27 protein-coding genes and 1 pseudogene are annotated in these 26,740 nt (G+C 68.0%); 8 read left to right on the top strand and 20 right to left on the bottom strand.

The genetic code is table 11. From position 1 onward, the window contains the following. Nucleotides 1–405: 405 nt before the first annotated feature. The 5 genes and pseudogenes from ACTWPT_RS42725 to ACTWPT_RS42745 form a co-directional block, all read right to left on the bottom strand. Entirely contained in the window at nucleotides 406–1,194 is a 789-nt protein-coding gene (locus ACTWPT_RS42725; RefSeq protein WP_443183260.1) for an ABC transporter permease, read from the bottom strand. Beyond that, nucleotides 1,094–2,380, bottom strand: coding sequence for an ATP-binding cassette domain-containing protein (locus ACTWPT_RS42730; protein ID WP_443183261.1), 1,287 nt, complete (start codon nucleotides 2,378–2,380; stop codon nucleotides 1,094–1,096). Before ACTWPT_RS42730 ends, ACTWPT_RS42725 begins: the two co-directional genes overlap by 101 nt. A 687-nt stretch (nucleotides 2,381–3,067) precedes the next feature. Beyond that, nucleotides 3,068–3,592 (bottom strand): annotated as a pseudogene (locus tag ACTWPT_RS42735) (LysR substrate-binding domain-containing protein); the annotation flags it as partial. A 397-nt stretch (nucleotides 3,593–3,989) separates the two neighbouring features. Continuing rightward, the gene (locus tag ACTWPT_RS42740) at nucleotides 3,990–4,415 is read right to left on the bottom strand and encodes a hypothetical protein (protein WP_443183262.1); all 426 of its coding nucleotides are present in this window, start codon (nucleotides 4,413–4,415) and stop codon (nucleotides 3,990–3,992) included. Continuing rightward, nucleotides 4,412–6,139 carry a protein kinase domain-containing protein gene (locus tag ACTWPT_RS42745; protein ID WP_443183263.1) on the bottom strand — a complete coding sequence of 576 codons (1,728 nt, stop codon included), beginning with the start codon at nucleotides 6,137–6,139 and terminating at the stop codon, nucleotides 4,412–4,414. Before ACTWPT_RS42745 ends, ACTWPT_RS42740 begins: the two co-directional genes overlap by 4 nt. 613 nt (nucleotides 6,140–6,752) lie before the next feature. Here ACTWPT_RS42745 and ACTWPT_RS42750 point away from each other — a divergent pair. Beyond that, a complete protein-coding gene (locus tag ACTWPT_RS42750; protein WP_443183264.1) occupies nucleotides 6,753–7,250 on the top strand; it encodes a hypothetical protein in 498 nt (165 codons plus the stop codon). A gap of 120 nt (nucleotides 7,251–7,370) precedes the next feature. Next, the gene (locus tag ACTWPT_RS42755) at nucleotides 7,371–7,736 is read left to right on the top strand and encodes an ACT domain-containing protein (protein WP_443183265.1); all 366 of its coding nucleotides are present in this window, start codon (nucleotides 7,371–7,373) and stop codon (nucleotides 7,734–7,736) included. Between the two features lie 8 nt (nucleotides 7,737–7,744). On the opposite strand, the gene ACTWPT_RS42760 is transcribed toward ACTWPT_RS42755, so the two are convergent. The 8 genes from ACTWPT_RS42760 to ACTWPT_RS42795 form a co-directional block, all read right to left on the bottom strand. Next, nucleotides 7,745–8,038: a hypothetical protein gene (locus ACTWPT_RS42760; protein WP_443183266.1), complete on the bottom strand. Its 294-nt coding sequence runs from the start codon at nucleotides 8,036–8,038 to the stop codon at nucleotides 7,745–7,747. 2 nt (nucleotides 8,039–8,040) lie between these two features. Then, entirely contained in the window at nucleotides 8,041–9,798 is a 1,758-nt protein-coding gene (locus ACTWPT_RS42765) for a hypothetical protein (RefSeq protein WP_443183267.1), read from the bottom strand. Nucleotides 9,799–11,186: 1,388 nt separating this feature from the next. Further along, a complete protein-coding gene (locus ACTWPT_RS42770) occupies nucleotides 11,187–11,519 on the bottom strand; it encodes a YnfA family protein (RefSeq protein WP_443183268.1) in 333 nt (110 codons plus the stop codon). Nucleotides 11,520–11,583: 64 nt separating this feature from the next. After that, nucleotides 11,584–11,772 carry a hypothetical protein gene (locus ACTWPT_RS42775; RefSeq protein ID WP_443183269.1) on the bottom strand — a complete coding sequence of 63 codons (189 nt, stop codon included), beginning with the start codon at nucleotides 11,770–11,772 and terminating at the stop codon, nucleotides 11,584–11,586. Nucleotides 11,773–11,940: 168 nt separating this feature from the next. Continuing rightward, nucleotides 11,941–12,387, bottom strand: coding sequence for a MerR family transcriptional regulator (locus ACTWPT_RS42780; RefSeq protein ID WP_443183270.1), 447 nt, complete (start codon nucleotides 12,385–12,387; stop codon nucleotides 11,941–11,943). Beyond that, nucleotides 12,384–12,755, bottom strand: coding sequence for a rhodanese-like domain-containing protein (locus ACTWPT_RS42785; protein ID WP_443183271.1), 372 nt, complete (start codon nucleotides 12,753–12,755; stop codon nucleotides 12,384–12,386). The genes ACTWPT_RS42780 and ACTWPT_RS42785 overlap by 4 nt, the downstream gene beginning before the upstream one ends. 37 nt (nucleotides 12,756–12,792) lie before the next feature. Further along, on the bottom strand, nucleotides 12,793–13,143 hold the full coding sequence (locus ACTWPT_RS42790; protein WP_443183272.1) for a hypothetical protein: 351 nt from the start codon (nucleotides 13,141–13,143) through the stop codon (nucleotides 12,793–12,795). Nucleotides 13,144–13,242: 99 nt separating this feature from the next. After that, the gene (locus tag ACTWPT_RS42795) at nucleotides 13,243–13,677 is read right to left on the bottom strand and encodes a hypothetical protein (RefSeq protein ID WP_443183273.1); all 435 of its coding nucleotides are present in this window, start codon (nucleotides 13,675–13,677) and stop codon (nucleotides 13,243–13,245) included. Nucleotides 13,678–13,776: 99 nt separating this feature from the next. Here ACTWPT_RS42795 and ACTWPT_RS42800 point away from each other — a divergent pair, with 99 nt between their 5' ends. The 3 genes from ACTWPT_RS42800 (at nucleotide 13,777) to ACTWPT_RS42810 (ending at nucleotide 15,161) form a co-directional block, all read left to right on the top strand. Then, entirely contained in the window at nucleotides 13,777–14,154 is a 378-nt protein-coding gene (locus tag ACTWPT_RS42800) for a MerR family transcriptional regulator (RefSeq protein ID WP_443183274.1), read from the top strand. A gap of 87 nt (nucleotides 14,155–14,241) precedes the next feature. Continuing rightward, nucleotides 14,242–14,934, top strand: a complete 693-nt coding sequence (locus ACTWPT_RS42805) for a recombinase family protein (protein WP_443183275.1) — start codon at nucleotides 14,242–14,244, stop codon at nucleotides 14,932–14,934. Then, nucleotides 14,931–15,161 (top strand): DUF397 domain-containing protein, encoded by a 231-nt coding sequence (locus tag ACTWPT_RS42810; protein WP_443183365.1) that lies wholly within the window; start codon nucleotides 14,931–14,933, stop codon nucleotides 15,159–15,161. Before ACTWPT_RS42805 ends, ACTWPT_RS42810 begins: the two co-directional genes overlap by 4 nt. Before the next feature lie 84 nt (nucleotides 15,162–15,245). On the opposite strand, the gene ACTWPT_RS42815 is transcribed toward ACTWPT_RS42810, so the two are convergent. The 3 genes from ACTWPT_RS42815 to ACTWPT_RS42825 form a co-directional block, all read right to left on the bottom strand. After that, nucleotides 15,246–16,055, bottom strand: coding sequence for an aminoglycoside N(3)-acetyltransferase (locus ACTWPT_RS42815; protein ID WP_443183276.1), 810 nt, complete (start codon nucleotides 16,053–16,055; stop codon nucleotides 15,246–15,248). 630 nt (nucleotides 16,056–16,685) lie between these two features. Beyond that, a complete protein-coding gene (locus ACTWPT_RS42820; protein WP_443183277.1) occupies nucleotides 16,686–17,531 on the bottom strand; it encodes an aminoglycoside adenylyltransferase domain-containing protein in 846 nt (281 codons plus the stop codon). A 351-nt stretch (nucleotides 17,532–17,882) separates the two neighbouring features. Beyond that, the gene (locus tag ACTWPT_RS42825; RefSeq protein ID WP_443183278.1) at nucleotides 17,883–20,993 is read right to left on the bottom strand and encodes a CHAT domain-containing protein; all 3,111 of its coding nucleotides are present in this window, start codon (nucleotides 20,991–20,993) and stop codon (nucleotides 17,883–17,885) included. 47 nt (nucleotides 20,994–21,040) lie between these two features. Between ACTWPT_RS42825 and ACTWPT_RS42830 the strand changes: the two genes are divergently transcribed. Beyond that, nucleotides 21,041–21,427 (top strand): hypothetical protein, encoded by a 387-nt coding sequence (locus ACTWPT_RS42830; protein WP_443183279.1) that lies wholly within the window; start codon nucleotides 21,041–21,043, stop codon nucleotides 21,425–21,427. Continuing rightward, nucleotides 21,424–22,362 carry a hypothetical protein gene (locus ACTWPT_RS42835; protein WP_443183280.1) on the top strand — a complete coding sequence of 313 codons (939 nt, stop codon included), beginning with the start codon at nucleotides 21,424–21,426 and terminating at the stop codon, nucleotides 22,360–22,362. Before ACTWPT_RS42830 ends, ACTWPT_RS42835 begins: the two co-directional genes overlap by 4 nt. 376 nt (nucleotides 22,363–22,738) lie before the next feature. Here the strand turns inward: ACTWPT_RS42835 and ACTWPT_RS42840 are convergent, their stop codons facing one another. Next, on the bottom strand, nucleotides 22,739–23,140 hold the full coding sequence (locus tag ACTWPT_RS42840) for a DUF4158 domain-containing protein (protein WP_443183281.1): 402 nt from the start codon (nucleotides 23,138–23,140) through the stop codon (nucleotides 22,739–22,741). Nucleotides 23,141–23,195: 55 nt separating this feature from the next. Continuing rightward, nucleotides 23,196–23,435 (bottom strand): hypothetical protein, encoded by a 240-nt coding sequence (locus ACTWPT_RS42845; RefSeq protein ID WP_443183282.1) that lies wholly within the window; start codon nucleotides 23,433–23,435, stop codon nucleotides 23,196–23,198. Between the two features lie 34 nt (nucleotides 23,436–23,469). On the opposite strand from ACTWPT_RS42845, the gene ACTWPT_RS42850 reads away from it, so the two are divergent. Beyond that, the gene (locus ACTWPT_RS42850; protein WP_443183283.1) at nucleotides 23,470–26,052 is read left to right on the top strand and encodes a BTAD domain-containing putative transcriptional regulator; all 2,583 of its coding nucleotides are present in this window, start codon (nucleotides 23,470–23,472) and stop codon (nucleotides 26,050–26,052) included. Here the strand turns inward: ACTWPT_RS42850 and ACTWPT_RS42855 are convergent. Further along, the gene (locus tag ACTWPT_RS42855) at nucleotides 26,049–26,180 is read right to left on the bottom strand and encodes a hypothetical protein (protein ID WP_443183284.1); all 132 of its coding nucleotides are present in this window, start codon (nucleotides 26,178–26,180) and stop codon (nucleotides 26,049–26,051) included. The two genes, ACTWPT_RS42850 and ACTWPT_RS42855, sit on opposite strands and share 4 nt — an antisense overlap. Before the next feature lie 6 nt (nucleotides 26,181–26,186). Then, a complete protein-coding gene (locus ACTWPT_RS42860) occupies nucleotides 26,187–26,717 on the bottom strand; it encodes an RICIN domain-containing protein (RefSeq protein WP_443183285.1) in 531 nt (176 codons plus the stop codon). Nucleotides 26,718–26,740: the final 23 nt, after the last annotated feature.

The following is a 26,740-nucleotide window of genomic DNA, read 5'->3' on the forward strand; positions in this document are numbered from 1 at the left end:
AAGAGGTGTTACTGACGGGAAATTGGATTACTGGACCAGCTGAGCCGTTCGCCGGACACTGACATTGAGTAACTGGAATATTTCTCAATGTGACCAGAGAGTCAGGTAGGCGAATCGCCCGGCGTAACCTCCAGGACACCCAGATGCTCGTACTCACCTCCATCGAGGACAACGGCATGCACGTCGATGACGCAGCGGCCACGCCTCTGAGTCGCCCCAGCAAGAGCGTGTTGAGTGGGTGATGGCCCGCACTGAACATGCAGAGCTCGGGAGCGAATCGTGGACGTAATCGATGTCTGAACGAGCCACAGGACGCTGGCCGTGACCACCGTCCGCCCGAAGGCTTTGCTGCAGTTCCCGACCACCCTCCGGTGATTGCAGCGTCCGCTGGTCGACCTTTGACTGTTACAACCGACGCCTGAGTGAGGCGCCGCGCCAGTGCCTCTCTGTGATAAAGATTGCCGCGATTATCGCTATAACGAGGACGATCGCCATTCTGACCAGCAGCCAGCGGAACTGGTCGAAGCTGGGGTCCCACAGAGCGTCGTCGGTCGGGTCGTACTGATTCAGGTTGGAGGCGGAAGCCATAGCGGCGAAGCCGAGCCGTGCAGGCAGTATCAGGCTGAATAGCTGCAGGGGCCGGTAGGTTAGGTCAAAGAGGGAGCCATTGAGTACCACTTGCAACATGGCGAGGAGCGTGTTCAGGGTGACTGCTTGCTCCAGGGTCTTCGCTATCGCCGAGATGAGCATGCCCAATCCCAGAGATGAGATCATGACAAGGAAGATCACCAAGAGGAGCAACGGGTAGGGGTGCCACCCGTAAGCCTTCGGTTGCAGGTCCCGTCCCCATTGGTAAATGGATGTCATCACCACCGCCATGACGCCGCAGATGACCCCGAAGACGATCGTCTTGGCTGCCAACAGGCAGGTGGCGCTCACCCCGATCCGATGATCACGGTGGAGCACGTCACGGTCATGGACCAGGTCGGTGTAAGTCAACGAGGATCCAGTTAGGGCAGCGACGGTCACCAGAATCGCCAAGACCTGAACGCTCTTCATGTCAGGGGAGGGTTTCAGGCCGCCGGGCGAGGCTTCAATGGCCAAGAATGCCCCGATCAGAGGCATGATGAGCAGGGTGATCAGCGACCTGAGCCCCCGTCTCCATACCAGCAGGATCTGACGTCGCAACGCCATCCCAAAGCCCCGAAACGAAGCCCAGCCCCACCAGGAACGGCGAAGGTTCGTATCGTATGCCGGTAGGCGGCCGGTTGGCTGCCTCCGCTCCGTTTTCTCCAGCCGCCCCCATGAGGTTGCTCCAACCCTGGTTAGTGGTTGGCGGTGGCTCCTTGACCAGATGTCCTCCCTTGTCCAGAATTGCCACCTTGTCTACCAGGCCCAAGTGGGCGGTCGTGTGAGTGGTTATGATCACCGTGGAGGGAAGATTCGCGCTGAGCCATAGAAGATCCCTCGTAATATCCAGATCTTTGCCGAGATCCAGGCCAGCCGTTGGCTCATCCAAGACGAGCAACTGTGGGTGCCCAAGCAGTTCGACACCGATTGACACTCGGCGGCGCTCTCCACCTGACAACGTCCTCACCTGTTGGTCGCGCTGACCGCTGAGGCGCAGCTGGGAGATCACATCGTTGACCCGACTCTTGACAGCACGTCGTCCGCGGACTCCGGCGGCATAGCGCAGCGTTTCGTATACCGTGAGGTCCGGGTAAAGATCGTCAGTTCCTGATTGTGGAACGTATCGGATCTTATTTCGGTGCGGACGGCCAACCCCGCCCGGCGGTTGGAGCCGGACCGTGCCGCCAACGGTGTGCCGGCACTCTCCCAGAAGAACCTTGATCAGCGTCGACTTGCCAGCACCGGCCGGCCCCACCACGGCGGCCATCTTGCCGCGTTCGACTTTGAGGCTGACATCGTCAAGTAGGGCGGCGCCGTTTTCGTCGAGGGCTGTTATGTGTCTCCACTCGACGTCGAGGGCTTCGCCTTCAGCGCGTGAAGCGATCTTGGACTTGATTGCCTTGATTGCAAGGTGGACAAGCCCTCCCCCGAAGATCACGGCTACGATCAAGAGCGCCAAGTGCTCGGCCGCCCAGCGCACGGTCAAGGCGCCCCCACGCGAGACCAGGTCAGTTCCGCGTTCGATCCAGGGCAGACGCTCATGCCATTCACCAAACCGCTCTCCTCCTGGGAGGTAGACGACGGCTGTGATCGCCCCGAGCAGGAGCCCGAGGATCGTGACCTGGCGAGGGAAGCGAAGGATCATGCAAACGGCGAACGCAGCCGCAATCAGGACCGTGAGGAAGGCCAGGACCGCCAGCACAGGCGAGGAGTCGTCGGCAGATGCCGCAGCTGAGATCAGTACTGCCATAAGAGCCCCCGAACCCCTTTGGCGCATTTCATCTCACCTGGATGTGTCCGGTCTGCGATGTGATTCCCTGCTGGACGCTGGCTGTACAGCTGGCCTCGGCTTCGTCCGCCGACTCTTGGCGCCAAGAGGGCCATTCCCCACGCGTCTTGAGTCACCCAGATGAGTCTGATAGAGATCTTGTTTTGCTACCTACCCTGGCACTTAACACCGAACTGCTACCTCTGCCTAATTTTGGCCAAGCATGTCAATCATTTCTTACAAGATCGAGTTATAGCCGGACCAAGGTATCTGGCGATACGCCCGAGCGCAGATCAGACCGGATCCGGTTTCCACTGTTCGGTTCGTGTGAACTCTGCGAGTTCCGGACTTACCTTGCGAGAGATCTTGCAACGTTCCGGTTAAGTCTGCGATGTAGTGCCTGCTGTTGATCCAGGATGCCGCGTGTGGCTGGATTGTCCGTGGTGCCGGGTGGAGTCGTGCGGCCGGTTGATGACTTCGAGTTCGCGTCGCCGCGCGGTGTACGACTCGGACCGGACCCGGGGCCATCATCGGATGCTGATCCGCCGGCGTAGCGAGGTCGTGTCGGACATTCAGCAAGACCGCCGTCGTCATCACCGCGAAGTCCGCCGGGCGCAAGGTCTTCGGGCTCGCCACCGCAGGCGTCCGTCTCGCTTGACCTCTTGCGCGTCAGTCCGGCAGCCAGTGCAGCTCGTGCGCCAGGGTTTTGGCGACGGCACGGATGCGGCGGTGTAGCGGCGACTGCTCGCGTGGGAGGACCAGGTGGATCGTCAGGCTGGGCGCGCCCCGCAGCGGTCGCCAGGTGAGACCGGCCGGTTGTGCCGTGACCGCGGCTTCTCCGGCCGGGGCGAGGGTGACCCCGTCGCGCAGGTCGCGCTGAGACATGTCGAAAGAGACTGCGGGCGTGTGGAATCGGGGGTGTGGTCGGGTGTCTCGGAACAGTGCGGACAGCTGATCGTGGATCACGGGGTTGGCCGTACGGTCCGGGAGTCGCAGCGGATACGCGGCCGCGTCGGCGATCTCGATCTCCGGGTGTTCGGCCAGCGGATGGTGCTGCGCCAGCTGGACCCCGACGCGCATACGCCGCAGCAGGAACCGGCGCACGCCACGGCCCGGCTGTTCACCGCGGGTGATCCCGGCATCGATGCGGCCGTCGGCGACCGCGGGGGAGATCTCCGGTGTCGTCATCGGGACCGCGCCGACCTCGAGTCCGCTGTTGCCGCTCGACGGCTCGACATCCGATCAGCAGTTCGTGGCCCCAGCCCGCCGCAGGTCCGCGTTCTGCGCAAGGGCTCGAGCGCCCGGGGACTCCAGGTCCGGTATCAACTCAGGCATTCACTCGGTCCCCGTCGACCGCCACCCGCCAGACCCTCGCCCCATTCGCACGGCCTGCGGTCAGGAGTCAAGCTCCGATTCGGATCTAGGCATCTGAGGCGAGCGCCCAAGTCGGCGAAACTCGGGCTCGTACACAGTCAGTAGGTTCGAATCCTGCCGGGGGCACTCATCTCAACCAGGCGTTTCGCCTTCTGACCGGGGCGAACATCGCACGATGCCCAGCTGATCTGCTAGGCCGCTGTACAGCGACCGCCGCTCAAGGCCCATCGCCCGGCTCAGGAGTCTGCACGGACTCCGTGGGGACATCGCCGTGGTGGAGTTGACCGGTCAGCTTTATGGCCACGCTCTCTGAGAAGACCGAGGTCCGCTCGACCCGGGTACCATCCGGGCGAATCTCCACCTCGATCTGCAAGATGATCCCGCGCACCTTGGACGACCGGCGGAAACGGGGTGCACCCAGGCGCCTCCACCACCTGGTCACACTCACCGTGGTGACCCTTCCGCCCGCCGGCCCGCTCCCGTCGACGGCGGCCGTCACGCCACCGGACAACAGGGTGAGGAGAACCAGTGCGCCCCAGGCCCGTGGGTCGTCTTTCAAGTCTGTGGCGATATTGATCACGATGCCCAGCGCCGAGGTGACGGCCGCGACGGCGATCGTGAGCGTGACCCGGCTTCTCCTCACCGGCCCGCCTCCTGCGCGCCGGTGGCCCCCGCACGGGCACGGACCGCCACGGGGTGCCCCTCGCCCAGGGCGCGGGCGGCGGTCTCGGCGACCTCGCCCAGCAACTCCTGAGCCCGTACTGTTTGGCCGGTGCGCAGGTACAGATAGCCCAGGTTCACCGACACGCGCAACGTGTCGGGATGCTCGTGGCCGAGAGTTCGCTGCCGAGCGCGTATCACCTTCCTCAGTTCCGTCTCCGCGGCATCGGTCTGTTCGCTGCCGGTCAGGGCGGCGGCCAGGTTGGCGCGGGCGGTGAGGGTCTGCGGGTGGTGGGGGCCCAGGACACGGGCGGCGGCGGATACGATCTCGCGCAGGTGGGCGGCGGCTTCATCCGTTCTGCCGTCGTCGGCGAGCACCGCGGCGAGGTTGGCACGAGTGGCGAGGGTGTCCGGATGATCGTCGCCGAGGACCTGTCGCAAGGTGGGCAGGACGTCGGACAGTTCCCGTTCCGCTTCGGCGAGACGTCCAGCTTCACGCAGCGCGACCGCGAGGTTGGCACGAGCCTGGAGCCGCTCGGCGCCGGCCAACGCGTCCGCTGCATCCTGCAGCGCTCTCACCGCTGCATCAGCCCTGCCGCGGTCCAGCAGTGCCAGCCCTCGTTGCGCGTGCGCTTTCTCGGAAACCCTCCTCCTGCGGAGGAAGACGATCAGCGACGTCGCCAGGATCGCCGCACCCGCTGTCCATAACGCCGGTGTCGGTAATGCCGACCCTGTAACGGTGATCCTGGTCGACAGCAGGAAAGCGGTAAGGCCCACCAAGGCCGCCACGATGCCCGCCAGGATGCCCGACGTAAGGGCCGCAAAGGCAGTCCGACGTGCGGAGGCCTCGGTAGGCATCCTGTCCAGGGGGAGATCGGTGTCGTCCGCGACAGCCTCCGATGCGACAGACGCCGTGAGGGCACCTTGGACCTCGTTGGCTTTACCTTGCACAGCCAGCAGTCGAAGCAAGATGTCATGGGCCGACGGGCGGGAGGCCGGCGCCTTCGACAATGCGGAGCGCACCACGTCGCGCAACGGCTCGGGCAGCGCGCTCAGATCGGGTTCGTCATAGAGGACTCTGTACAGCACTTGCGCCACCGAGTCGCTCCCAAATGGCAGGACACCAGTCGCTGCGAAGACAATCGTCGCTCCCCAGGCGAAGATGTCAGCCTTCGTGCCCACCTCGTCACTGGCGATCTGCTCCGGCGCGAGGATCACAGGGGTACCGATCGCCTCGCTGGTGGTGGTGCCGGTCTCGGCCACGCGGGCGACGCCGAAATCCACCACCCGCGGCCCGTCGGCAGACATGAGCACGTTGGACGGCTTGAAATCGCGGTGCACGACCCCGGCGCGGTGAATGGCCGCGAGTGCGGTGGCTGTTCCGATGGCGAGCCGATGCAGCGCCGCGTCTCGCAGCGGCCCGTTGGCCATCACGACTTTGAGCAGGGAAGGGCCCTCGATGAACTCGCTGGCGATGTAGGCGGCGTTGCCATCCATGCCAGCCTCCAGGACCCTCGCCGTGGCGAAGGGAGCAACCCGCTGGGCGGCTTGCAGCTCATTGGCGAACCGCGAACCGGCTTGGGGGTCGTCGCCCAACCGGGCGTGTAGCAGCTTGACCGCCGCCCGCTCGCCGGCATCGTTGGCGCCTAGATAGACGACGCCTTGTCCACCCTTGCCGATCCGGCCGAGCAGCCGGAAGGATCCCACCCTGCTTGGGTCCCACGCTCTCAGGGGTTCGACATCAGTCACATGCGCCTCCGACTGGGAAGGCTCTCGTCTGGATAGCAACCCTACGGCGCCGTGGCCCGCAGCGAGGGAATTACTCGGTCTTCAGCCCGGTATGGCTGGCCAGTCCGTCAAGCCGCACTGCTCACCAAATTCGGATAGACGCTTGAATCATCAAGGCTAGCTCATGGCCCGCCGTCGACATATGGTCAACCGCACGACCACGTCTTCTCCGCACAGGCTGCCTTGCATGATCACGGGCCTCTTGTGGGCCATCCATAACCTTGATCGAGCAATATCTGTGCAGCAGGTCAGAAGCATGTCTGCGAGCGAACCTGCAATCCTCTCCGGAGCCGGGTGCGCAGGTTCGAATCCTGCCGGGGGCACCATTGCCGGGGCACCATCTTCGACCAGCAGCAAAGCGCCCTTGACCTGCGGGAACGTCGGTCAAGGGTTTCTTCATGTGTCCGGCGCCGTCCGGCTGTCACTGAATCGTCTGCGGTTGATCGTGCCCAATACGTGCCGGAGCTACCGACGCATAGCGCGCACGCATACAAGGTGTACGCCGGAGTGGGGGTTAGGTAGTGTCCGGGTCGTGCGCCAGGGTGCCCGCAAGTTATTGACCGCCGCGATGCTCGTCTCGCTCATGGTGCTGACGGGCTGCTCAGGGGACGCCGACATACCGACGTTGGACGAGGCGACCAAGCAGCTCATTGCGGACGGCGACAAATTGCTCGCTTCAAGGGAGTTGGCCGCGACTGGATCCGCCGCCGCGACCGAAAGAGCGGACCGGGAAAGCGAAGTGGGGTGCTTGAAGGGCCAGGTTCAGCGGTTCTTCCGGGCGCAGGGTGACCTCACCGGGCCGCCGTACGTCCACTCACCATCGAACGTGGCCGGTTTGATGGCGAGTTGGCTACAGTTGCGCGGTTACAACATGATTGTGGACGATGCCGATCTTGGCGACGAGAACCTCGGGGCCGCCGTCCTGCGGAATCCGCAGACAGGCATCACCTTCTTCGTGACCGTCCGCAATGGGCAGAAGCCGCACATCATGATCGTGGGCAAGACCAGCTGCTACCAGCGCGACGGCTAGTGCCGTGACCGGAAACGTTCGCCGGGCGCCACTGGCCGAGCAAGCGTGGGTCGCAGGATCTCTGGTAGGCATGCGTCCATGAACTCGCCTACGGCTCAACACCTGCGCATCGTTTCCCCAGTGTTCGCCATCGAACAACTGCCGCATCCGGCGTCGCCCGGGGACGACTGGGTCGTGCTTGTCCGCGGGCCAGAAGGGCTGACCGTTGTCCGTGCGGTCCGGCCTCTGGAGTCATCGGAACGGTGGATCGGTTTCTACAGTGGGGCCACAGCCCACGGCCTGGACGTTCCTGGAATGCTGGCGGCGATCGTCACGCCGCTGGCAGAGGCGGCGATACCGGTGTTCGTCGCCTCCACCTCCGACGCCGACCTGGTTCTGGTTCCCCAGCGGAGAGAGCAGCAGGCCGTCATCGCTCTGGAGGAAGCGGGACACCAGGTGGAAAGCGGGGACGGTCAGGCCGGTGAACCTTTCTGGTCACAGCACTAGCAATCTCTCTAGGAGGGCATTTGTGTGGCCTCGGCACGCGCGGCCTGGGCTTGCTTGCGGAGACGGTCGGCGGTGGATGCGCAGTCGTCCCGGAGCAGGTCGACCTCACGAGCCAGTTGCACGGCCTGCGTGATGAAGCGGCCCGCAGCCGGTCCCTTCCAATAGGCATCGGCACCCTGCGGCCTGGCCAGCGCGCCGGTGAACACCTCGGCCAGTTGTGCGGCGTATCGGGTGAGGTCGGCGGCGAGCTGTTCCTTTTCGGCGGCCTGCTGGAGCAGCTGACCTTGGCTGGGAATGGTCATGCTCAGCCTCCTCTCGCTTCCAGGGCCTTCTTCAAACCGTCGTAGAGCCTGCCGCGGATCGCCATCCGTACCTCATTCTGTTGCTCTTCGGTCAACGGCTTTTGACCATGCTGGGCGAGCGATTCGTTTATCCACTGGACCTGTTGTCGCACGATGGCGTCCGCGACGGTCGCGGCCGTGGCCGGGGTCTTCTTGTCGAGGTAATCCGTGATCATTCCCTTGAGGCCGTCCTTGGCCTCATCCAGCGCGACGTCACGGCCTGTGGCCGTCGTGGCGTCTTCGATGGGCCAGTATTTGTTGGAGAGCCAGGAGACAGGTATCAGTGCGACCCCGGCGAGCCAGTCCGCATATTCATCGTCGGTCCACTCCGCATGGGCCGAGCCGCTCAGCAACAGATTGGCCGCCCCTCCGGCGAGCGCGGCGCGGGAAGTGAACTCGCGCTGGATGGCTTCGTCTCCGAACGGCCTGAACTGGCCGATGTCCATCCCAGCGGTGTAGTTCTGCATCGCTTTCATCAGCGTGTTTGCCGCGTCTTTGTCCTGCATGAGGCCGCCCATGAACCGGGACGCGGTGTCAGGGTCGAGGCCGTCCCAGGGCGCCCTGGGGAATAGCCGTGTCAGTTCCGGCGAGTCGCGCTTGGACTGTCCGCGGGCGAGCTGGTCGAGATAGGGCACAACATTCTCGGCGAGGATCTCGCTGATCGGCGAGTCCTTGAACGTGCCCCACGAGCCTCCGATCCACGGACTCTCCTCGGCACCCATCCCGCGAATGATGTTGAACCACGCCCGGTCGCGCACGCTGTCCACTCCCGCGCCGGGTCGCAACGCCTTGTCCAGAACGCCAGCCAGCCTCTTCTCGAAGTCGGGGATGCCGCTCTGCCGGGCACGCTGCGGATGCAGTAGCCAGCCCGCCGCGTCCTTGTTCTCGGCCAGCAGCGTCTGTAACGCCTGCGGATTAGCGTCATACGCGTCCACCAGCACGTTCAGATTCCAGTTCTGGCTTGTCGGGAGGTCTGCGGTCAGCGGACGGCCGAGTACCCGAAGCGCGACCTGATTGAGGAGCTTGGTCGATGGTTTGGACATCGCGACAAGCGCCGTCAACACGCCGGGCTGGGTCGTCTTGATGAACTGTTCGCCCCACTCTTCGCCCAGTCTTCCCGCGCGTTCGGCGTTTGCGTACGCCTCAGCCAGCGGGCCAAGGGTCTCTCTTCCCTCTTTGAGCACGCTGGGCGGCAGTCCCTTGTCCATGGCCGGACCCTTGTTTTCCATCCAGTGCATGAACAGCGCACGGAACTTGTCCGGCCCGAGAGCGGACAGCAGCGCAGCGGCGTAAGCGGGATCGTTCAACTTCTCTTTGGTCGCCGCCGTGGCGGCGGTCACCTTGCGCCAGCTCTCCACCGAGTTCTCGATCTCATGCTGCTTGAGCGCCCCGACGATGGGCGCCGCGTCGGCTTTTCCCTGACGAGTGGCCTCCGCTTCGCTATTGAACGTGAACAACCCGCTCAACACGCCGTTCTCCGAGGCGGGAACCATCTGCTTGAGGGTGTCCATCCGCCACTTGAGATCCCGCTGCGTGTCATCGAAGAACGCCCAGGACCGGTGCATGGCGGCCACTCCTGGTGGACCGGTCCACGACGCGCCCGACTCCGCGATGGCAGCCTCAAGCCCTGGTCGTGTGCGGCCCAGGACGTCCTTGCCGACGGTCATTTGACGCATCAGCTGTTCTGCCCCGCTGGGGTCGATCCCGACGAACTCCCCCATGGACCCTCCCAGAGGGTTGGTTACAGGGCAGGAGTCAAGCACACTAGCCAATCTCGGTAAATGCCCTATGTACCTCTATAAACAACCGGAATTACCCTTGCTTGGTAGCGGACGGCCAAAAATCGGCATTGCGACCATCTGAGCGCAATATTGGCGAGACTGCCACTCTGTCGGCCCCGAGCCCGGAGCTCCTTCTGTTGGACCTTTGCTGCCTGCCGTTAACGCGCTATCCGTAAAACAGGTGGCATGCGCGGTTGCGGACGCGGAACTCAGGGCGGGAAGGCGGGAACAGCTCGTCGCACTTCGCGGCGATCAGGGGTGCCACTCGCTTCTTGCTGCTGTCTTTCCGATCGATACGCTCGGGTTCTTCCGCGTGATCAACGCGACTCGTTGTCTTCCTGCGCGGGCCCTCCGTTGGGTGCTCAGGACGCTTGCGCGGCGCAGCGGAGGGTGATCGATGATGGCTTCCCGACGATATCGCCTTGCCCTTCGACACCTTGGGTCTTGAGCTGGGCGTCGCTGAGGGCGGCGGCGTGCGAGGCACGGGCGCTGATGGCAAGGTCGAGGCAAGTCCGATCGGCCGTTCTGCAACGCTCAGCCGTGGCGGCGGCATCGTGGTGGCGTTCGTTCGTGGGGAGGCGCTGTCCGCGCTCCACGTGCTCGACCAGATGCCGAAGCCCACGCAGGCCAAGAAACCCGCGACAAGCGCCGGCCGGGTCAGCCGGTCCCGGGTTCGCACGGTCGATGTCTTTGGCGGGGCTGGGGTCGAGTATGTTCGCCAGCCGAGGGAGTCGGATGTGGTGAGGTGCCGGGGCCTGTCCCGAAGCGGAAGGCCGTACGGAGGTCGCCGGAAGGGATGCAGGTCGCTGGATGCTGTGACGGCGTGGTCGTGGTCTTCGTGCATGGTCCTCCTCTCGCTGTCCGTGCACGCCAGGGTGACGCAGCGTGGCACCCTTTTGGTGGGAACGACGCGGCGCGGCGAGCATTGTGAAGGGAAATGGCCCCGGTGGTTCCGGGGCTGAAGGCGCATAAGGGTCAGCTATGCCCCACAGATGTCGTTGATCTTGCTAGCGCCCGTGCTAACAACGTTCCTGGACGCGGGTGTACGTCCTTGGAAGTGGATCAAGACAAGGGCGGCTCTGAGCAGGCGCACGTGACAGTGGCGGACGCCCGTGGACAGCCTCGAAGTCCCTTGTAAACAGAAGGTCAGGGGTTCGATTCCCCTCGTCGGCTCTACAGTGTGACCAGGGAGTTCCTTGATCAAAAGGGGCTCCCTGAGTCGTTTCTGGAGCCCGACTGTAGCAACGGTTGTAGCAGCCGCACGGAGTGCCCGGGGCGTTGAATGCCTGTGGACCAACTACTGACCACTGCTCCGTAGGTAGGAAGGGTCAGCCGCGCGGGGCATACATGATCACGGCTACACCGGCCAGGCAGATCAAGGCGCCGATGACGTCCCACCGATCGGGTCGGAAGCCGTCCATCACCATGCCCCAGGCCAGGGATCCGGCGACGAAGACGCCGCCGTAGGCGGCCAGGATGCGGCCGAAGTTCGGGTCCGGCTGGAGCGTGGCGACGAACCCGTACAGGCCCAGCGCGATGACGCCGGCCCCGATCCACAGCACGCCGCGCTGCTCGCGTACCCCCTGCCAGACCAGCCAGGCTCCGCCGATCTCGGCGAGTGCGGCCAGGGCGAACAGCAGGAGGGAGCGGACGATCGTCATGACCGGTAGTACAGCGCATTCCGGTGGCAGGGCCGCCGCCGGGTCACCACCGAGTGGCGTGCGTTCAGCATCCGCAGCCGTTTCCGTTGCAACCGCAGCCAGTTCCGGATGTGGCGGCACTGCGGGCGGTGCGGCGGCGGTGCAGCCACCACATGCCCGCGGCGGTGGCGATCAGCAGCCCGGCGACGGCCAGTAGGGTCTGTTCGGCCAGCGCGGCGCCGGCTCCGGTGAGCAGCCCTGCCCCGATCAGCACCGGTAGGGCGCAGCAGGCCGCGCACGCAAGTACCGCCAGAGCGGCAGTGATCTTGCTGCGCAGCGGCGGACCAGCACTACCGTCTGGGGCGTGCTCGATCGGCGCGCTGCCGGGGCACTGAGGGGCACGGTGGTGGGCGTGCGGTGGTCGTGGTGGGTGCTCACGCGGTCAGCTCTCCTCGGGGTTACGGCCTGTGGCCAGGTCGGCGAACGGCAGGGGGCAGTCGGGGCAGGTGCAGTGGGTCAGGCTGTCGCAGCCTGCGGTGACCACCTGGGTCAGCGCCTGGCGGATGGTGGTCAGGTCGGCGATCCTCGCGTCCACCTCGGCGATTTTGGCCTGGGCGCGGGCGCGCAGGTCCGGGGTGGGGTGGCCGCGCCTGCCGGTGTCGATCAGCTCGGCCACCTCTTCCAGGGTGAAGCCGAGCCGCTGGGCGGCTTTGATCACGGTGAGCAGGGTGACGACCTCGGGCGGGTAGGTGCGGTGCCCGCCGGGGCTGCGCTGAGGTTCGGCGATCAGCCCGCGGCGTTCGTAGTAGCGCAAGGTCTGGATGTTGACCCCGGCCTGCTCGGCCACCTGCCCGGTGCGTAGGTACGGGCCGTCGATGTCTTGCGTCATGCCGGCCGTCCCGCTGCGATGTCCGCGCCCGTGATCGTGCCCGCGCGACTGCCCTCGAAGGCCAGCCCGGCCTGCGCCCAGTCCTCCTTGCCGCCGACATAGACACGTACGTCGGCATAGCCGAGACGGGTGAACACGGCGGCAGCGATCTTGGAGCGGTTGCAGTATGGGCCTGAGCAGTAGACCACCACCGTGGCCGCCGGATCGGGCGCCACCTGCTCGGCCAGCTCGGCGGTGAGCTGGCCGGGCACGTTGCGCGCGCCTGGGATGTGCTCGGCGGCGAAGGCGTCGGCCGGCAGGGCCTCCACCAGTTGCACGGCCCCGCTGTCCAGCAGCGCGAGCAAGTCGTCGCGCGTGATGCGCTCCATCACAGTCCTCCCATCGTGGAGTCGGAGCGTGGCCGCTTCACGCCGAAGCGGTCGAGGCGCTGGCGCGTGCCTGCAAGGCATCCAGCACCCCGACCTGCTCCGGCGGAACCCTTATCTCCAGCGCCAGGCTGCCGTCGGCGATGGTGAGGGTGAAGGTGAAGAACGAGCAGCATCCGTTCTCCCGCGCCGCCAGCTCGGCGGCCCGTGCGGCATTCTCGGGGCTGAAGATCAGCTCCAGTCGTAGTCGGGTGCGATCCGGGCGTGACAGGGCCTGCACCGCTTCGGCGAACAACCCGTCGAACTCGGCGACCCGAAGGGGCTGCTCGGCGGTGGGCAGCGTGCACGCAGACGGTACCCATTCCTGGTCCAAGGCAATGTCTTGTGTCATACCTCGACGGTAAGCCTGTACCTAGGTACCGGATGCAAGCCCTGCGACCGACTCTCCTCTTGCGAGGCAACAGGGCCCGCTCCGCCCGGCGTGGCGAGGTCAGCCGACCGTGTAGCGGAGGGGATCGTTCGGGTCGGCGATGAAGTGCAGTCCTTTGTCGGCCAGGTGCTTATTTAGTTCGTCGGCGCCTTGGATGTGGGCGGCTGTTTCGGGCAGCAGGTAGTACCCCTCCAAGATGGCTCGGGCGGTGTCGTTGTCGCTGACCGCGCAGTCCCAGATCACCTGCTCGCCGTGGGTGGTGATGTCGAAGGCGAAGAAGGCGCAGCACGCCTTTTCGCGCTCGGCCAGATCCCGTACCTGCTCTTCGACGCCGGGCTCGGCGCGCAGCCGGAAGCGGATGCCCTCGGCGGTCCTTTCGCGGCTGATGAGGTGCTGGCCGAACAGGCGCCGGTACTCGTCCAGGCGCTGCTGGGTGGTGTCGGGTGCGGTGGTCATGTCGCAGACGATCGGAGTGGAAGCGGGTGGGATGTCCACGGCGGGCTCCTTTTCGGGGTGGCTTGTCGGCGCTCTTGCAGCGCCATCACTCCAACCGTAGAGTCTGGACTTGAGTCCAGAGTCAAGGGGTGAAGCGGCGTGAAAATCGGAGAAGTCGCTCAAGAGGCCGGGGTCACCGTGGACACGGTCCGCTTCTACGAGCGGCGCGGCATCCTGCCCGCCGCCGAGCGCAGACCCTCGGGGTATCGCATCTTCAGCGCCGCGGCGGTGGAGCGCATCCGGATGGCCAAGGCCCTGCAGGAGCTGGGCTTCACCCTGGATGAGGTCGTCGACGCTCTGGCCGCCCATGATCAGGGCGGTGCCACCTGCGACAGCGAGCGGTGGCGGTTGGAGGCTGTGGTGGACCGGATCGACGCCAAGATTGCTGAACTGGCCAGGGCCCGGCACGCCGCAGTGGAGAGCTTAGAGGACTGCCAGGCCGGCCGATGCCGCCTCATACTGGGCCGCCAGCAGTAAACCTCGATGCGGGCGCGCGGTCGACCGGCCCTCCCACTGCGCGGTCGCCCGAAGTACCACACGCCGCGCTTCATGCTGGTGCCCTAGTTGCGCGCCGAGCTGGAGGTGCGCATCCCGGCCGAGGGCGGCCCGGGACGGGCCTGGCAGGCGGGTCCGGCGATCGAGGCCGTGACGCCCGCGACGGCGGCCCGGCTCACCAGGGTCGGATACGCCCGCTGCAGCGCGGCCCAGCAGGAACTGCAAAACCAGCTCGACGCGCTGCGCGAGGCGGGCTGTGAGCCGATCTTCTCCGAGAAGATCAGTACCCGGGTCAAGGTGCGGCCGGAGTTCGCCAAGGCGATGGAGTACGCCCGCACCATCAAGCAGGCCGTCCCGCATCAGCGGGTCATCGTCACCGAGCACGTGATGAAGCGCCTGGGCCGCGGCGCCGCCGAGTTGCTCACCATCGCCGAGGAACTGCGCCACCATGACATCGAGCTGGAGCTGCTCACCCGTCCGCTCCAGGGCCTGTACGATCCGTCCGGGCACGGGGCGGCCTTGTTCGCCTTCTTCGCCGGCATGGCCGAATCCGAGCGCGAGTACATCCGCGAGAAGTCGCTGGAGGGCCAGGCCTCGGCCCGCGAGCGCGGCCGCCACGGCGGCCGGCCCAAGGTGTTCGACGATGACATGATCGCCTACGCCCGGTTGCTGCGCGAGCGCGGCGTGTCCGTACCCGACATCGCCCGCGCAGCACTTGTCCTCACCCATTTCGAGCACAACTATCTACCGGCAATTCCCTGAGATCACGTCAGTGGCGTCGTTACACGAACGGTGGAGGCGACTGCGTCGATATGACGCCGGTGTCATTGCCGCCCGAGCACCCCAAGCATGGACGTGGCCGAGCCGTGGCCTTGCGGGATAGCGAAGATCCGGACGGACCCGTTCTGATCTTCACTGGATCAGAGGACAGGTCGGTCTGGTTCTTCGGGAGGGGAATCGAGAGCGGGGCCTTTGAGGACCTAATCTGACCCCCGCCGGCGGCCAGGGGCGGCCGCGTACTACCCCGCCCCTCCAGCTCGCCCGAGCCGCCTGATCGGCGACTGAGCGGGACATCAGGTCGAGGCAGTACGCGGCCGGTGCTCGGCCAGCCAGACCTCGGCGAATGCGACGGCGTCAGCCAGGGAGAACAGCCGAGTCTCGGCCGCACCCACCTTGCCCTGGAACACCGGCCGCTCCTTCTCGAAGGCCGCCCCCAGATCACCGAAGCGTTCGTCGCTGATCGAAATGTCACGCACGGTCCTCCAGCGGCGTCCCTGCGGGGTCATGACCGCGAAGGAGTTATCGACCTGTGGCGCGGGAATCCGGTACTCGGCCAGATGGAACGCCGTGCACGTCGCGAAGCCCACGCCCAGGAGCAGGATCCGCGCCTCTGCTTCCTCCAGGCGGGCGAGCGGGCTTCGCTCGCCAAGCTGGCAGTTCAGCGTGTGGCCGTCCACGATCGCAGTGGCGCGCGGACCTAGGGCCGCGAAGGAAGTCTGCGGATGGGCGCTGCGGACGGCGCCCGGCCAATTGCGGACTGTCTCCGGGATGACACCGACACCGCGGGTTGGTGTCGTGCGCGGGTCATAGGGCGGCATCGATGCACGGATATCCGCCCACCATGTCTCAGGCACCGGCGGATTGCCCCATTCCGCCGGATCCGAGTTGTCCCCCGAGTGCGTCGGCACCACCAAAGTCCCGTCGTCACCAAGGGCATCGAGCAGCGCCTGAACGACGGCCTCAGGACCGCCGCAGACCCAGCCGAGCGAGCTGAGGGAGGAGTGCATGAGAAGGGTCTCACCAGGGAGAACGCCAATCCCACGCAACTCGGCGGCGAGTGATTCGCGCGTACACATCGGGCCGGTCAGGGGCGTCATCGACATAACCGGTGATTATGCCTACCCCGAGATCCGAGGGCCAGAAGGACGAGGACACCCATACGGTGATCGGCGGTCGTGTCAAGCGGCGGTGCGCCGTGCCGCCGTACGCCCCGCGCCGGCGTCCCTGGGCCGCGCTGGGGCCTGGTGGCCGGTCGCGCGGGGCATCGCCGTACGGCCACCGCGCCGTACCCAACCAACGCACCGACCGCCGGCGCGCCGCCGCGCCGTACAGTGTCGTCATGGAAGAGCCGCCTCACACGGCAGGCGACCAACCTTCTGCCTGCCCCGCATGCGGGCCGGACCCGAGCAGTCCACCGACCTAGGCCGCATGTGGACCAGCATCTGCTACTGCGGGCATCCAAGGCTCTAGGACTACAAGCATCGCGACGCACATGCCCATGCATCGCGGGCCATTGGATTCAATGCCTCCGGCTCCGGGATGATCGCCGCGCGGCCCTGGAGTTCGTAGGCGGTTGAGGTGGAAGCCGGATCATCCCGCCAGAGGGCTATGCGAGGGCGCATCGTGGATCACTTGTCGCCAAGACGATCGCCATACCCCAGGAGCAGTGGAAGCTCAAGCCTCCAGGCACGCATGACCGCGCGGCTTCTCGTAGACGAAAGAGGGCGCGGCCCTCAATCCGCCCTGTCCGCGTGCTGCAGGGCGTGGGCGGCGAATGCCCGCAGGGCGTCGGCGTCCCATGCGTGGCCGTCGGTCTCCCGTTCCTCAAGAGCGACCGGTCGAGCGCTGCGATAGCACGCGAGCGCCTGCTCCACGATCGGCCGATGGCGTTCGGGCAGTTCCTCCAGGGCCCACAGGGCTCCCTCCTCCTTGCTCAGCACGGTTCCCGGGGGGCTTTCGAGCATCGCGATCACGCGGCACGCGTTGAGCACCCCGTAATAGGGGGATTCCAGCAGGCGATCATCCTTGAGTGCCCACGCCAGGTCCTCGAGAACGGCCGCCTTGTAGTCGGACGCCGGCACCGGCGCGAAGACGTCCTGCGGCGGCTCCCCGATCAGGGTCACGCCCCGGCCACGTGTCACGGTGATGTGCGCGGCCAGGTCCGGATCGGCCTGATGCCGGTCGTCGTAGTCCATCTGGCCGAGCAGGATCCGCTCCGTCCACGCGGCGGAATAGTGCACCTCGTAGGGTCGCGGATGCTCGTGTGCTCGCGCCTGTCGGCGGGTCAGGATGGACAGTTCCAGATCGCCAGTGATCGGCCGCCGGTCGCTTCGCGTGGCCAGGGCGAGGGAGGCGTGCTCCCGTTGCCGGTCGTTGAGCGGCTCCTCGACGACCAGGAGCAGGTCCAGGTCGCTTTTGGCGCGGTAAAAGCAGCCCATCGCCAGGGAACCGTGCAGATAGGCGCCGACAAGTGGGATGCCGACGGCCGCGGGCGTGCCGGTCACATATTCGCGGACATCGGCGTCGCAGTCGTCCCACGACTGGGCGCGGTCGGCCGGATGAAGGAAATCGCTCAGCACTCCAGGGAACCTATGGCGCGGATATTCGGCGTATCAACCCTTTAATCCGCAGGTTCTGCGTTCGCGTCCTGGGTGTTCTGCGCCGGCGGCCCGCCGTGCAATATATGTGCGCACCCGTACGGTCAGCGACCAGAGGGGGATCACGAGGTCTCAAGTGGGAGCCACCGGACTGGACGATTACGAAGGTTGGCGGACTGCTGCGGACGTTGCAGTCTGCGACCAAGGCCTCAGTCTGCGAGAGATCGCAACCAAACTCGTGATCACCAAGGGCAAGAAGCTGAGGGCGTGCAGCGGATTCCGCTACTTCGCCCTTGGGCGTAGCTTCGGGAGTCCTGGGCCGAGTGGCGGGCCCTAAGGGCCGTGGTGGATGTGGGAGGCCCATTGCGTGGGCAGGGCGGGGTAAAGGGCCCGGTGCTTGTGGATGGAGCGGTGCAGGGCGGTCGCGGCGGCGGTCGGATCGGGGATGTTCGTGCCCGGCCGGGCGAGATGGGTGTAGAAGCTCTCGGCGATGGCCACGGCGGCCCGATCGTTGACCGGCCACAAGGTGCCGACGACGCCCCGATAGCCGGCGAGCTGGAAGGCGGCCGTCACGTGCACCGCCTCGTCGGCGTGGCGCGCGGTGGTGTCGGTCGTGCTGCACGCGGACAGGTAGGCCAGCTCGCCGCGGCTGAGGCGCAGGCGGCTGATGGTGCTGACCGTCAACGCACGCTCGAGGTGGTCGTGCAGCAGGAGGCGGCTGTCGGCGGGCGCGTGCAGGTCGGCGACGCCGTGGCAGGCGAAATGCGCGATCTCGTGGTCCGGCAGGGCAGAGACGACCGCGGCGCGATCCGGCGCGTGCAGCACCGTCGCGGCGTGCAGCAAGCGCTCGAGGAGGTCGGCTTCGGCGGCCGCACCGGGCAGCGGCGCGGTGCCGGGAGCGTCAGGTACGGACACGACCAGGGCGGAGGGCGCCGCGCGCGCGTCGAGCCGGAACCTCCGGGAGTGGTCGAGCGCGCGAATCGTGGTCGTGTACGAGGACATCGCCCGGTCCAGCACGTTGTCGTGTCCGCCGTCGGCATGCCGGCCCGCGGCGTGCAGCGGCAGGAACGCGCACGAACCGACCGGGCACCACCAGATCCGCGGCCACCGCCCGCCGTCGACCGGCGGGCCGGTGAGGCCCACGGCGTCGAGGACCGGCGCGGCGACGGCGTCCCACAGCCAGGCGAGGATGCCGAAGGTGTCCTGCTGTGCTTGCCGCCGCCGGCTGACCGCGCCCGGCGCGGTCGCGGCGAGCTGCGTGGCCCGTAGCGCCTCGACGCGTTCGCCCACCGCCTGCTGGGTGAGCAGCGGCAGGTCCACGGCGATGACCGGCGAGCTCTGGTCGCCGGTGACGATCAGAGCGCTGCCGTGGTCGCGGTGTGCCATGACGTAGACGATCGGCCCCTCGGCCGCCTGCCTGCGGAGCCGTCCGATCGGCGGCGGGAGGAGGAAGTCCCGCAGCCCGGGCTGCCGGCGAATGCGGGCCAGCAGCTCGTCCCACTGCCGGTCCAGCCGGGTGCGCAGCTCGCTCAGAGCGTCGTGGCCCCGCGCGGCGGGCGGAGGCTGGGGGTTTCGTGCGGCGGGTAGGGGCACCGCGTCCGGATCCTGGTCCGCGCGCTCGATGGCCCGGATCAGGTCGTCCAGCTCCCGCGCCAGGCCCGGAGCGCGGGATCGCAATTCGGTGAAACCCCCGCGTGTGTCGAACACTCCGCCTAGGACGACGCCTCGAGCCTGCTCCAGCAGTTCGACGGCCCGGCCGGGCTCGCCGGCCCCGATCGCCGCCTCGGCCGCCGTCGCGGCCAGCCCCGCTAGGTCGACGGCGCGGTGCACGCGGTCGTAGAGGCCGAGCCGCCGCGGCGCGATCAGCGGGATCCGGCCCACCGCCAGCTCCGCCATCGCCAGGGCGGCGCGGTGGTCCCGCGCGCGGATGTACAGCTCGGCGGCCCTCCACGCGGCCTTGACCCTGACGGACACCGGCCCGGAGGCGCTCCCGGCCGCTTCGGCATGGGCGCGGCAGGACTCGGCCAGGTCGGCAGCGTCGCCGTTGTGCTCGTACCGCGCCCGCAGAGCTCCTCCCAGGTAGACCAAGGTCAGCACGCGGTCCGGGTCGTTGTCCGGCGTGAGCGCAAGAGCCTCGTGACCCGCTTTCACCGCTTCGAGCAGGTCCTGCGGTCTTCCGTGAACGGCGAACGCCTTCACCAGAGCGGCACACAGGTCGCCCAGGCGATCGGCCCGCCGCGCATCGCCCGCGGGGAGCACCGCGAGGGCTTCGCTCAGTGTCCGCACCGCCTCGTCGGCGAGATCCCGGCGGTCCCCGATCTCGGTCGCGAGCAACAGCACACGGCCGAGCCCGGCAAGGAACTTGTCCCGCTCCGCATGATCAGGAGGACACGCGGCGAGGGCGCGGCGCGCCATCCCGACCGCTTCGTCGAGCAACGCGGGACGCCTCGTTCTCTCGAACAGCAAGAGGAGCGTGCCCGCGAGATTCGCCAGGATCGTATCGGCCATCAACCGATGAGCCTGGAAGGCGGCGATCTGTTCGCGGCCCACTGCGACGGCCTCTTCCAGCATCGCCAGCTCACCATTGATCGCATAGGAGGCTGATAGGGCGCTTTGGAGATTGGTCAGGAGATGCGCGTACATGGGGCCGGGTTCGGCGGCGGCCACCGCGTCACGGCAGGCCCGCAGGCCCTCCCGCAACGTCTCGGCGTTCTCCGTCCGCTGGTACAGCAAAATCAGCGCCGCGCCCAGATTGGCCAGCAGCGCCGCATCCTGGCCGGCGCGGTCCGGCGCGGTGACCGCTTGGCGGCAGAGCCGGACGTGCTCCTCCAGCAATGCGCGGTCGTCCTCGCGTTCGTACCGCGCCAGGAGCACGCTGCCCAGGCTGCTCAGGCACGGGACCCGGTGCGGATGCCCGGAGGGGAGGGATTCCAGAGTCTCCCGGCCCAGGCGTTCGGCGTACTCCAAGACGTCGGGCCGGTCCTCGCGGGCGTGCAGGGCGACCAGCGCGCCGACGTAATCGCTGGCGTAAAGGGCCCGGTTCGGGTCGTACGGCCTCGCCACCGCGAGCGCGCGCCTGAACCTTTCGACGGCCCGCAGCAATTGCCTCCGCCTGCCTGTGCGGTGATAGAGGGCGAACGAACGTTCACCGCGCTGCAGAAGCCGCCACGGCTGCATCCAGATGCGGATGGCCGTGTCGGTGGCCAAGGCCGCCATGGGGGCCGCCATCCACCAGGTGCCCCACGTGAGGTAGCCGAGCACACCGGTCACCGGCAGGGACCAGAGGCCACCCAGAACCAGAATGGCGAGACAGCTCAGCGGCACCCACCACGGCCCGCCCAGGAAAGCGGTGACCGCCGCCGCGAGAATAGGCGTCCACAGAATATTGAAGCTGCATCCGATTCTGGGCCGGTCGCGTTTGCCGGAAGACGACACATCGGTCATTGTTGCGTGCCGTACGCTGATTCCGCTCCTTAATGGAAGGAGGTCTCGTGTCGGCCAATCGGGTCGCCATTTTGTGCGCGCACCTCGACCACGATCCGGGCGTACGTAAAGCGCTCGATGAAGGCGGTCTGCCCGCCGCCCGGTGGGACGAGCTGATCGGAGCCGTACGCGTCGGCGCGGCTCTCGACGCGCTCGCGCCGCTGCTTGACGCCATGGACGCGGCCGCCGCAGCCGCCGGCCTGGACGGCGTCACCACCGGGACCCGGCGCTTCGAGCCGCTGCCCGCCGCCGTGGCCGGGGTCCGCGAGGTCCACGCGTGGCGCTGCCCGCACGCGCGCCCGTGCGGCCGGGTCGAACCGGGCGGCGACGGCCGGCCGCCCGTCTGCGCGCTGACCACCGACCCGCTGGCAGCGGTCAAGGTCATCAGCAGGTGACCGGGTTCCTCGACGCCCTAGGCCAGAAAGCCGCCGAGCAATGGCTGCGCCTGATCGTGCTGCCGGGCGTCCTGTGGCTGGCGACGGCGCTGGTGGCCGTGCGTCTCGGTCACCGCGACGCGCTGCGGTTCGGGCCGGCCGTCGACTGGGTCACCCGGTGGGCCGCCGGGCCGCACGGCACCAGCCTGGTCGTGGCCGTCCTCGCCGCGACGCTCATCGGCAGCGCGGCGGCCGGACTCGCGGCAACCGGCATCGGCGGCTTGGTGCGCAGGTTCTGGCTAGCGCGCGGCAGCCGTTCGCCCGCCCGCTGGGCGGTCGCGTGGCGGCGGTGGCGGTGGGAACGGGCGGCTCGCCGGGCCGACGCGCTGGTCGCGCAGGCCATCCAGGCGGCGGGCGCCGCCGAGGAGGTCGTGGCCGGCCCAGAGATCGCCGACGCTCTGGCCCGCCGCGACGCCATCGCCCTGGAGGCCCCGGCCCGGCCCTCGTGGATCGGCGACCGCTGGCGCGCCAGCATCGTCCGCGTACGGCGCGCCTACGGCCTCGACCTGACCGTCGTCTGGCCCCGGCTGTGGACCGTCCTGCCGGAACAGCTCCGCGCCGACATCGCCACCGCGCAGGCGGCCTGCGCCTCCGCCGCGACCCTGACCGGTTGGGCTGTCCTGTACGGCGCGCTGTGCGTGCTGTGGTGGCCCGCGCTCCTGATCGGCGCGGTGCTGCTCGGCACCGGCGTGGTCCGGGCGCGCACGGCCACCGCCACCCTGTGCGAGCTGGTCGAGACCGCCGCAGACCTCTACGGCACCGTGCTCGCCGAGCACCTCGGCACACCCGCGAGCGGCCCGCTCACCGCCGTGCTTGGCAACGAGATCAGCGCACGCCTGCGCAAGGACCCGCCCCCCGCGCCCGCTCCCGGCCCTCAGGATTCCGCACGGCCTTGAGCCCTTTCAGCCGCCGGTGCGGTCCACGTAGGCGGCCAGGGCACGCATCCGCTCGGCGTGCTGGTCGTGTCCCACGCTCACCGGCGGCTCGGCCACCGCAACGGAGGGCGGCGTGGTGGCGGGAAGACCGGCATGAAGGCCGCTGTCTGGCTCAGTGGCGCCGTGATCGCCATGACGGGAACCTTCGTCACATCCACGCCCGGCCCGTCCGGATCATGATCAAACTCGACGTAAGGCCTGCTGGTCGCCACCCGGCCGGTCCGGGGTAGAGCAGTCGCCCGCCGATCTCGGGGTCGGTTCGATCTCGACGGGTCATCCCGCCGCCTGGAACGCCTCAGCCAGCCGGATCTGGCAATCGGCAGCCAGGATTGGCTGCTCATTTGGGCCTTGGAGCATCCTCAAGGCAGCCGTGCAGCCGTGTACTCGATGCCCTGCTGCGCGGCGATGCGGCGAGCACTGTTGTTCTTCGGCAGCTTGTGATCCTTTTCTGGCACGATGCCACGCCCACCATGCGATGACGCTGGATCGTCCGGCCTGACCAGTCGTACAGGCCCAAGCTGCTGGCCGATGTCTTGGTCTGCTTCGCGACGCAGTCGACCACCTCATCAGGAAACTCCGCCCGCCCGCGAGGGAAGCGCCCGTGCTGCGTGAAGTACTTCAGCAGCAGCGCAAAGGCCAGACGAGTGCCTTCCTGCTTCGCACTGACCAGGCCAACCTCATCGCTCAGCACAGTCCAGTGGTCGATGAGTTCATCCATGCCGAGCGGCGGACGTTCCATGCCCATAGATCCGCGTCAGGCGCTTCGGCATTACAGAAGGTCAGGCTAGGGATCTTCAAGGTTTGGCGGCCCATGACACGTCGGTTAGCGGCACACCAACAACACCATCCTTGGCGAGCCTGGCCCTGGCCTTGGCGCTGTCGAACCTGGGCACCTTGACCGCGACGCGCTCGCCGCCGAGCCCGTACGCCTCGTAGACCACGCCCTGGCCGCCTGCGCCCAGCCGCCCGGCGAGCCAGTAGTCGCCGAGCCGATGCGGGTCGGCAGGAGTGAGAGGAGCGATCAGGTATGCCATTCTGATCGACATCTCCCCCGAGAAGGAAGATCGCATGGAATTTCGCATCATGGGGCCGCTCGAAGTGCGCGACGGCGACGGGCGGGACCGCACGCCGACCGTGCCGAAGCACCGCGACCTGCTGGCGATGTTCCTGTTGAACGCCGGTCGCCCGCTGACGGCCGAGCGGCTGCGCCGGCTGCTGTGGTCGCGTGAGGGCGGCGACCGGTCCGACTCCCTGATCCGCGGCTACGTGGGCCAGTTACGCCGGCTGATCGGCTCGGACGTGATCACGACCGTGTCCGGCTCGTACGTGCTCAACCTCGGCGACGGCCTCCTGGACGTGGACCGGTTCCGGCTGCTCGTGGACCAGGGTGCGTACGAGGACGCGCTGGCCCTGTGGCGGGGCGAGGTCCTCGCGGACTTGGACCCCGAGGGCGAGCGCTGGGTGGAGACCCGGCTGCTGCGCGAGGAGCTGGAGGAGCTGCGGCTGCTCGCCCTGGAGCGCAGGGTGCAGGCGGACCTGGACGCGGGCCGGCACCGCGAGCTGCTGGCCGAGCTGAGGCAGCTGACCAAGCAGCACCCGATGTGGCAGCGCTTCCGCGGCCAGTACATGCTGGCGCTCTACCGCAGCGGCCGCCGAGTGGACGCGCTGGCGGCGTACGCGGTGCTGCGCGACCAGCTCGACGGCGGCCACGCGATCGAGCCCGACCCGGAGCTGCAGCTGCTCTACCACCGCATGCTGTACGACGACGTGTCGCTGCACGTCTCGGCCGGGCCGCCGGTGCTGCTGCCGCCCGACATGACCGACTTCACCGGCCGCGCGGACCTGCTGGAGCGGGTGATAGGCGGCCTGGTCGTGCTGCACGGCCAGGCGGGGGCGGGCAAGTCGGCGCTGGCCGCGCACGCGGCGTGGCTGCGACGTGAGCGCTTCCCCGACGGCATCCTGTACGCCGACCTGCGCGAGACCACGACCCCAGCGGCGGTGCTGGAGGACTTCCTGCGCTGGCTGGGCTGTCCGGCGCAGGCGATACCGGCGTCGCCGGGGCAGCGCGAACGGCTGTTCCGCACCTACACCGCCAACCGCCGGCTGCTGGTGGTGCTGGACAACGCGACCGGCGAGGCGCAGGTGCGGCCACTGCTGAGCGCGTGCCCGACGGTTGTGACCAGCCGTTCCCCGCTCGGCGGCCTGACCGGCGCGCTGCGGCTGTCGGTGGGCGTGCTCGACGACGCCGAGGCGTTGGAGCTGCTGGTCAGGAGCTCGGGACGGGCCGCGGACGACGCTCTGCGCAGGCTGGCGCGATTCTGCGGCGGCCTGCCGATCGCGTTGCGCATCGCGGGCTCCCGGCTGGCGGCCCGCCCTGAGTGGACCGTCGACTACCTGGTGGGGCTGCTGGAGGACGAGCACGAGCGGCTGGACCGGCTGCACGCGGGCGATCTGACGGTGCGGAGCGTGTTCGCGATCGGGTTCGACGGGTTGCCCGAGGCGGCCAAGCTGACGCTGCGCGGGCTCGGCGCGCTGTCCGCGCCCGACTTCGCTGACTGGGTGACCGAGCGGCTGGGCGGGCAGGCGGAGGCGCTGGTGGACGCCGGCCTGCTGGAGACGCACGGGGTGGACGTGGCGGGCCAGGTGCGTTACCGGCTGCACGGCCTGACCCGGCTGTTCGCCCGCGAGCAGCCGGTGCCCGGCGTGCTGGCGACCCTGTCGGAGGTGGTGCAGGCCAGGGTGCGGGCGTCGCGGTTCTCGCTGGTGTCCGGCGATCCGGCCACGGCCGTGGCGACCAGGGACATCAGGGAGTCCGTGGAGTGGCTGGCGGCTGAGCGGGCGTTCCTCGTGAGCCTCGTCGCCGACCTGCACGCGGCGGGGCTGGACGACGGGTGCTGGCGGCTGGCGCACCTGCTGGTGCCGTTCCTGGAGCGGCACCGGTTCCTCGACGACTGGCGGGCCGTGGCGGGGCCGGCGCTGGAGTCGGCGCGCCGGGCGGGCGACGACCGGGGCGAGGCGCTCGCCCTGCTGGACCAGGGCGACCTGCACCTGGCCGAGCGGGAATGGGACAGCGCGCACGCGAAGCTGCGGGTGGCGCTGGCCATGTTCCTGCGCCAGGCCGGGCAATCAGGCAGGAGCCGCGACGTCAACCACACCAGGCGCCGGCTCGGCCGCGTGCACCTGGAGCTGGGACGGCTGGAGGAGGCGGAGCGGGCCCTGCTCACGTGCCTGGAGGCCGCGGAGAACGAGCGCGACGCCGCCGATGCCGAGCAGGTGCTCGGCCTCGTGCTGCGCCGCGCGGGCCGGCTCGACGAGGCAGCCGCCCGGCTGCGGGCCGCCGTCGGGCACCTGGCCGAGCTGGGCGACCGGCACCGGCAGGCCGACACGCTGCTGGAGCTGTCCGCGGTGCACCTGGCGCAGGGCGCCAAGGCGGCCGCCAGGGCCGCCGCCGAGCAGGCCAGGGGCATCGCCGTGCGCCTCGGCGACCGGCTGCTCGACGCGCACGCCCTGCTGGCGCTGGCCAAGGTCAACTGGGCGGAGGGCGCGGCCGAGCGTACGCGCGAGCTGGCCAGCGCGGCGCTGGAGGTCTTCGAGCAGACCGGCGACCACCAGGGCGGCGCGAACGCCCGCGCCCTCCTGGCACTCATCTAAACCGCCGGCAAGCGGCGGACGTCCTCGCGGTGCAGCTCATCAGCGTCGCCGGTGCGGACCACGTGCCCGGCGTCCAGGATCAGGAACCGGTCGGCCAGCCGCAGCGCGATGTCGAGATACTGCTCCACTAGTAGCTAGCCGACCTTGGTGATCTGCCAAGCCTGCTCGCTCCCTCCCTTCTTGCACGGCCACTGGATGGCGGACTTGCCCTTGCGGGCTTGGCCGCCACCGATCGCCAGGCACATCTGGGTCGCGCCGTTCATGAAGTGATACGCCCGGAGCTGGTCTTCCGGGACGCCCTTGATTCGCAACAGCCGCTTGGGCTTCCAGCGCTGCTCCCACCCGCCGTTGCACGGCCACTGGATGGCGGGCTTGGCCCTGCGTGCTTCGCCGCCGCCGATCGCCAGGCACATGCCGGTGGCGACGTTGGCCAGGTATCCGTCGGACGACATCAGCCATTGCTGTTCCTGCCCGCCGTTGCACGGCCACTGGATGGCGGGCTTGGCCTTGCGTGCTTCGCCGCGGCCGATCGCCAGGCACATGCCGGTGGCGAGGTTCTTGAGCTCGACGACGGATCCGCTGGATGCGGTGGCCGCCTGGGCGGGGACCGGCAGCAGGGCGCCGGCCAGTGTGACGCCGGCCAGAAGGGTGATCGCTGTACGCATATGTTTCGTCCTCTCTTGGGTTG

The sequence above is a fragment of the Nonomuraea sp. 3N208 genome (genome assembly GCF_052245935.1).
Classification (GTDB): domain Bacteria; phylum Actinomycetota; class Actinomycetes; order Streptosporangiales; family Streptosporangiaceae; genus Nonomuraea.

Coding starts and splice junctions, on each gene's coding strand:
- ACTWPT_RS42845 (WP_443183282.1), bottom strand. CDS start 23,435: ATGGCATACCTGATCGCTCCTCTCACTCCTGCCGACCCGCATCGGCTC.
- ACTWPT_RS42780 (WP_443183270.1), bottom strand. CDS start 12,387: ATGACGCAAGACATCGACGGCCCGTACCTACGCACCGGGCAGGTGGCC.
- ACTWPT_RS42765 (WP_443183267.1), bottom strand. CDS start 9,798: ATGGGGGAGTTCGTCGGGATCGACCCCAGCGGGGCAGAACAGCTGATG.
- ACTWPT_RS42850 (WP_443183283.1), top strand. CDS start 23,470: ATGGAATTTCGCATCATGGGGCCGCTCGAAGTGCGCGACGGCGACGGG.
- ACTWPT_RS42790 (WP_443183272.1), bottom strand. CDS start 13,143: ATGACACAAGACATTGCCTTGGACCAGGAATGGGTACCGTCTGCGTGC.
- ACTWPT_RS42840 (WP_443183281.1), bottom strand. CDS start 23,140: ATGGAACGTCCGCCGCTCGGCATGGATGAACTCATCGACCACTGGACT.
- ACTWPT_RS42770 (WP_443183268.1), bottom strand. CDS start 11,519: ATGACGATCGTCCGCTCCCTCCTGCTGTTCGCCCTGGCCGCACTCGCC.
- ACTWPT_RS42730 (WP_443183261.1), bottom strand. CDS start 2,380: ATGGCAGTACTGATCTCAGCTGCGGCATCTGCCGACGACTCCTCGCCT.
- ACTWPT_RS42860 (WP_443183285.1), bottom strand. CDS start 26,717: ATGCGTACAGCGATCACCCTTCTGGCCGGCGTCACACTGGCCGGCGCC.
- ACTWPT_RS42825 (WP_443183278.1), bottom strand. CDS start 20,993: ATGACCGATGTGTCGTCTTCCGGCAAACGCGACCGGCCCAGAATCGGA.
- ACTWPT_RS42760 (WP_443183266.1), bottom strand. CDS start 8,038: ATGACCATTCCCAGCCAAGGTCAGCTGCTCCAGCAGGCCGCCGAAAAG.
- ACTWPT_RS42785 (WP_443183271.1), bottom strand. CDS start 12,755: ATGGAGCGCATCACGCGCGACGACTTGCTCGCGCTGCTGGACAGCGGG.
- ACTWPT_RS42725 (WP_443183260.1), bottom strand. CDS start 1,194: ATGGCGTTGCGACGTCAGATCCTGCTGGTATGGAGACGGGGGCTCAGG.
- ACTWPT_RS42815 (WP_443183276.1), bottom strand. CDS start 16,055: ATGTCGATGACGCCCCTGACCGGCCCGATGTGTACGCGCGAATCACTC.